We start from the raw sequence: 5476 nt of genomic DNA, 5'->3' as shown, positions 1-5476 counted from the left end.
TGTTGTATTACTCATGGTTTTTTCTCCGTTTTTAGGGATTATAAAATATGAGGGGTTTACACAATCTGGTTTACAGGGTCGTTTAGAATTGATAATCTAGCCCTATTTCAACGGTTCGGCTGGGCTGGTTGTAGTCATTAGCTATGGTGTAAGTTTTTATCAGTCGCAGTTTTTAATATTTAATGACACTTTGGCGCTATTGTTAATATCATAACTATTTGATAAGTTAATTAAAGTGTAGCCATCTAATGCAACACCACTATCCAAACTAGATGATCTTGTAATTACTTGCGCTCTTGCGTTAAATTTAGCAATTGTTAGGTTGGTGATATTTTTTGGTCTTCTTATAGGCTGTGTGTTGCTATTATTAACACTACTTTTAGAATAGACATGATTAAAGCTAAGGTTATATCCATAAATATTAGCACTTAATGACAGTTCGACGCCTTTAGCGCTATATTGATCCTCGTTTATGTAAATAGAATTCGGCCACCCACCTGTATAACCAATCCCATCTTTTTCTTTTGTTTTAAATAACGATAGACTCACCTCACCCCAAACATGGTTTTTACTTAATCCTATATTGATATTTTTTGAGGTTTCTGGTTTTAAATCATTTATTTGATTGCCAGATGTGACTTCCTTGAGTGTTGGCGCCTGAAAGGCTGTGTTGTAATTACTCGTCAGTCTAATACCGTTGCCTAATTCTTTACCAAATCCCATGTTATAAACAGTATGGTTGCCAAACTTATTGTGTTTGATATAGCGAAGTCCTGCATTGATATCTAACTCATTGATGTTTTTTTGCCAATTTATAAATAAATCTTTACTGTTGTGTTTTAATTTATTCGTTGTATTCTCGCTTTTAACTTGTGATAATCCGATATTGAGCAAAGCATCATCAATTTTTATATCGTTAAGTGCAGTTATCGTGGTTTTTTTGTATTTATCACCTATGGTGGTAGCACTCGTGCCACTGTCTCTTTTGCTCTTAGTTTGTGTCAGGGATAATGTGGACTTCCAAGTGTTGCTAAATTTTTTGTTTGCATTAATGGCTATTTTGTTTAATTTTATATCGCTTAATTCGCCAGCATCTGTACCACTAAAGCCATCATATTGTGTTTTATTTCTACTTTCTAAATAACCAATATCAAAGTGCTTATTGCCAGCTTTAATTTGTGTGGTTTGATTGTTGATACTGTCTTTTTCACCAGTTGTATCCCCAGTTTGAGCATTGATGCCATCGGTTGTGTATTTGTTGTGGGTGAATCTAACAAAGCCATCTTTATCACCGTTATTGGCTGATAGCGTGTAAGTTTTGGAATTGTGTGTACCAAATTTAATAGCTAGTGCGGCACTTGCGCCATCTGCGCCTTTTTTTGTCGTAATATTAATCACGCCTGAAATAGCAGACGATCCATATAGGACAGAACCTGAGTTCTTAATTATTTCTATTTTTTCAATATCGTTAAGTGCAATACTTGTCAACCCGTATTCCACTGCACCATTTAATGAATCAATACTATTGACACTAACACCATCAACCAAAACTAAAGTGTGGTCTGAATCACCACCACGCATAAAGATTGCAGCTACATTGCCGTATGGGTTGTACAAACCAACACTTGGCGCAGTTGCCAAGAAATCTAAGAAGGTGTTGGCACCTGTTGCTTTAATATCATCAGCACTAAAACTAAGGGTTGATGCAATAGAGCCGATCACTGGGCTATCGGTACGGTATTCGGTGTTAAGGTAAATGGGAATAGGGCCTAAAGCTGCATTGGTATTTAGACTGGCGATAAGCGTTATTATGAGTAAGATTTTTTGCATGATATTCATCCTTCGTGAGTTAAGAAAAAGTTGAATTATGTATCGGACTGATGTTTACAAACAAATACCGTTGCGAGGACAGTGTGGGATTCACACCCACTTCCATAATAAAACTGAATTGTATTATAGATATTAAAATAGCTGAGTTCTGATAAAATTATGCTTTTAATTTTTAATCAATCAGGGAGTGGGTTTAAATGAGTCAAGTTTATAATTTTAGTGCAGGTCCTGCAATGTTACCAAAGCAGGTGTTACAACTAATGCAAGCCGAGCTTTTAGAATATGGCAGTGCCAAAGCATCGGTCATGGAAATATCTCATCGTGGTGCAGATTTTATGGCATTGGCACAAAAATCTGAACAAAATTTGCGTGATTTAATGAACATTCCTGATCACTATAAAGTTTTGTTTATGCAAGGCGGGGCATCTAGTCAATTTTCTATGGTTCCGATTAATTTATTGCGTGGTAAAACTAAAGCGAATTACACCCATACTGGGCATTGGTCAAAGAAGGCGATTGCTGAGGCTCAGCGTTATTGTAGTGTGAATATTTGCACGGATAGTTCGGATAATAAGTATACTGATATTGCTGATTTTGAGTGTTGGAATATTGATGAAGACGGCGCTTATTTGCACTATACGCCGAACGAAACGATTGCAGGTTTGGAGTTTGATTACACACCAGAAGTGGGTATGCCATTAGTCGCAGATATGTCATCTAGTATTTTATCGCGTGAGATTGATGTCTCAAAATACGGTGTAATTTATGCAGGCGCACAGAAGAATATTGGCATTGCTGGCTTGAGCATTATAATTGTGCGTGAAGACTTGATAGGTAATGTGGTACAAAATCAACCGATTTTATTTGATTATGCAACGCAAGCGAATAATGATTCAATGTACAACACACCATCAACCTACCCTTGGTATGTGGCAAGTCGTGTATTTGAGTGGTTAAAGGAGCAAGGTGGTTTGTCTGCAATGGCAAAGATTAACGAGCGTAAGGCAAAGACACTTTACAAGGCGATTGACGGGTCTGATTTTTACTTAAATCCTGTGACAAAGAGATACCGTTCTTGGATGAATGTACCCTTTTTGTTAGCGAATGAAGATTTAAATCCTTTTTTCTTAGAAAAAGCAGCCAACAATGGTTTGATTACCTTGAAAGGGCACCGCTCTCTGGGTGGCATGCGAGCGAGCATCTATAATGCTATGCCACAAGAAGGCATTGACCAGTTGGTTGCATTTATGCAAGACTTTGAGAAAGAAAACGGATAATGAACAAGATACAAACATTAAACAACATCTCAAGCGTTGGTTTACAAAAACTACCAAGAGAGGATTATGAAGTTGCCTCTGAAATGACAAACCCTGATGCAATTTTAGTGCGTAGTGCTAAGATGCATGAGCTAGAAATTGGAGACAATCTAAAGGCTGTTGGTCGTGCTGGTGCTGGTGTGAATAATATTCCACTAGATAAGATGAGCGATAAGGGTGTGGTGGTATTCAATGCACCAGGTGCAAATGCAAATGCAGTAAAAGAATTGGTGATATCCTCAATGTTACTTGCCAGTCGTAATATTTGTCAGGCATGGGCATATGTTAATAGCTTGCCACTTAACAATCTAAAAACTGCGGTGGAAGACGGTAAGAAAAATTATGCAGGCTCAGAGTTACCAGGTAAGACGCTGGGTATTGTTGGTTTGGGTGCCATTGGTGTGCAGATTGCCAATGCAGCGAGTATGCTAGGTATGAAAGTGATTGGTTTTGACCCGAGTATCACTATTAAGAGTGCTTGGATGCTCTCAGCCGATGTTAAACAGGCGCAGAGTGTTGACGAGCTGTTTTCACAAAGTGATTTTGTGTCTTTTCATGTGCCATTAGTGGAGGGCACTAAGAATTTGTTAAATGAAGCCCGCATTGCTTTGTTGCTAGAGGGCGCAACGATTTTGAATTTTGCACGAGATGGTATTATTGATGAAGATGCATTAATTAGTGCGCTTGAAGCAGGCAAGGTGAAATATTATGTGACGGATTTTCCAATTGATGGTAAGAAAGACCACGATAGAGTGATTGCTTTACCACATTTAGGGGCATCAACGGCTGAGGCAGAAGATAACTGTGCGATTATGGTGGCAAACCAGATAAAAGATTATCTTGAAAATGGTAATATCTTAAATTCGGTGAATTTTCCAGAGGTGAAAATGCCGAGAACAAGGGGCTCTCGTTTGGCAATTGCGCATAAAAATATTCCGAATATGGTGGGTCAAATCTCAACCATACTTGCTGATGAGAATGTGAATATTATTGATATGTTAAACAAATCAAGAGACGAAGTTGCCTATACTTTGGTTGACATAGAAGGCGGGGTTTCTGATGCAGTGGTTAATAATTTAAAACAGGTTGAAGGTATTTTAATGGTAAGGGCTTTGTAAGCGATAAAATGGCTAAAGAATTAGAAAAACTAAGAGTTGAAATTGATGCACTGGACAAGAAGATTCAGTCGTTAATTGGTAGTAGAGCCGAACTGGCATCAGCAGTTGCAGAAGTTAAAAAGACTGCAAAATACAGTAGTAGTTTTTACCGCCCAGAGCGTGAAGCGCAAGTGTTGCGTACGATTATTGAGCGCAATGATAACTTAGTTAAAGACAAAGATATGGCGCATATTTTTCGTGAGATTATGTCCGCTTGTCTTGCGCTTGAGCAAGGTATCAATGTTGCTTATCTTGGTCCTGAAGGTACTTTTACGCAAGAAGCTGCACTCAAGAATTTCGGGCACGCGGTATCGACGCTAGATTGTGGTAGTGTTGATGAGGTTTTCCATGAAGTGGAAAAAGGCAATGCAAATTATGGGGTTGTGCCAATTGAAAATTCGTCTAATGGCGTGATTGGGGCGACGGTTGATATGCTTTATTCTCAAGATTTAAAGATTTGTGGCGAGGTTGAAGTTTCAATCCATCACCAATTAATGATGGCAGACCAATCTAAGGATATTGAGGTAATTTACGCACATCAGCAAGCACTTGAACAATGCCAGCGCTGGTTAAAAAATCATTATCCAAAAGCACAACTTAAGTCTGTAGCATCAAATGCTCTGGCAGCTCGACTTGTTAAAGACGAGCCAAATGCTGCAGCGATTGCATCAGAAGTAGCACTTGGTTTGTACGCCTTAGAGCGTGTTGCCAAAAACATTGAAGACAAAACTGGCAATGTCACACGCTTTTTGGTGCTTGGCAAAGAAGAGGTTGCGCCTTCAGGTAAAGATAAAACTTCTTTATTGGTAGTTGCCAAACACGAAGCAGGGGCGTTGTTTGATTTGTTGTCACCTTTTAATGATCAAAATATAAATATACTGCAACTTGCACGCCATCCAATGCCAGGTATAAAGTGGGAATACCTGTTCCTAATCGATATTGATGGTCATCAGCAAGAGGCGCATGTGCACAGTGCCTTGGTACAGATTGCCAAAAAAGTGCTCAAGGTAGATATCTTAGGCTCTTATCCTGTCACAGTCCTGTAATTTTGCAATATGTAGTGTTTATGACTTTAAACTATAAATTATGAACACTTTTAATGACATTAAAGAATTAGTGTCAGCTCTTAAGAGGGAAGAAAAACTTAATTTCCCAGATGTTTAGTAAAACCCC

At 38.5% G+C, this 5476-nt stretch carries 4 protein-coding genes; 3 read left to right on the top strand and 1 reads right to left on the bottom strand.

Annotation, left to right across the window (positions count from 1 at the left end; all coding sequences use genetic code 11):
- Nucleotides 1–159 precede the first annotated feature (159 nt).
- Nucleotides 160–1830 (bottom strand): TonB-dependent receptor plug domain-containing protein, encoded by a 1671-nt coding sequence (locus BAZSYMA_RS09510; RefSeq protein WP_195910191.1) that lies wholly within the window; start codon nt 1828–1830, stop codon nt 160–162.
- Nucleotides 1831–2027: 197 nt separating this feature from the next.
- Here BAZSYMA_RS09510 and serC point away from each other — a divergent pair, with 197 nt between their 5' ends.
- From serC to pheA, 3 genes are read left to right on the top strand one after another with little or no spacing between them, the layout of a single operon-like run.
- Nucleotides 2028–3107 (top strand): 3-phosphoserine/phosphohydroxythreonine transaminase, encoded by a 1080-nt coding sequence (gene serC / locus BAZSYMA_RS09505; RefSeq protein ID WP_090718532.1) that lies wholly within the window; start codon nt 2028–2030, stop codon nt 3105–3107.
- Complete coding sequence (locus tag BAZSYMA_RS09500; protein WP_090718529.1) at nt 3107–4264, top strand: phosphoglycerate dehydrogenase; 1158 nt, start codon at nt 3107–3109, stop codon at nt 4262–4264. The genes serC and BAZSYMA_RS09500 overlap by 1 nt, the downstream gene beginning before the upstream one ends.
- An 8-nt stretch (nt 4265–4272) precedes the next feature.
- Nucleotides 4273–5349: a prephenate dehydratase gene (pheA, locus tag BAZSYMA_RS09495; protein ID WP_090718526.1), complete on the top strand. Its 1077-nt coding sequence runs from the start codon at nt 4273–4275 to the stop codon at nt 5347–5349.
- Nucleotides 5350–5476 lie beyond the last annotated feature (127 nt).

Source organism: Bathymodiolus azoricus thioautotrophic gill symbiont (assembly GCF_001298715.1).
In the GTDB taxonomy this organism is placed as follows: domain Bacteria; phylum Pseudomonadota; class Gammaproteobacteria; order PS1; family Pseudothioglobaceae; genus Thiodubiliella.
This window is presented reverse-complemented; position numbering and strand designations above follow the sequence as displayed.

Excerpts from the sequence above, each read along its gene's own strand:
- BAZSYMA_RS09510 (WP_195910191.1), bottom strand. The coding sequence starts at position 1,830 with ATGCAAAAAATCTTACTCATAATAACGCTTATCGCCAGTCTAAATACC.
- serC (WP_090718532.1), top strand. The coding sequence starts at position 2,028 with ATGAGTCAAGTTTATAATTTTAGTGCAGGTCCTGCAATGTTACCAAAG.
- pheA (WP_090718526.1), top strand. The coding sequence starts at position 4,273 with ATGGCTAAAGAATTAGAAAAACTAAGAGTTGAAATTGATGCACTGGAC.
- BAZSYMA_RS09500 (WP_090718529.1), top strand. The coding sequence starts at position 3,107 with ATGAACAAGATACAAACATTAAACAACATCTCAAGCGTTGGTTTACAA.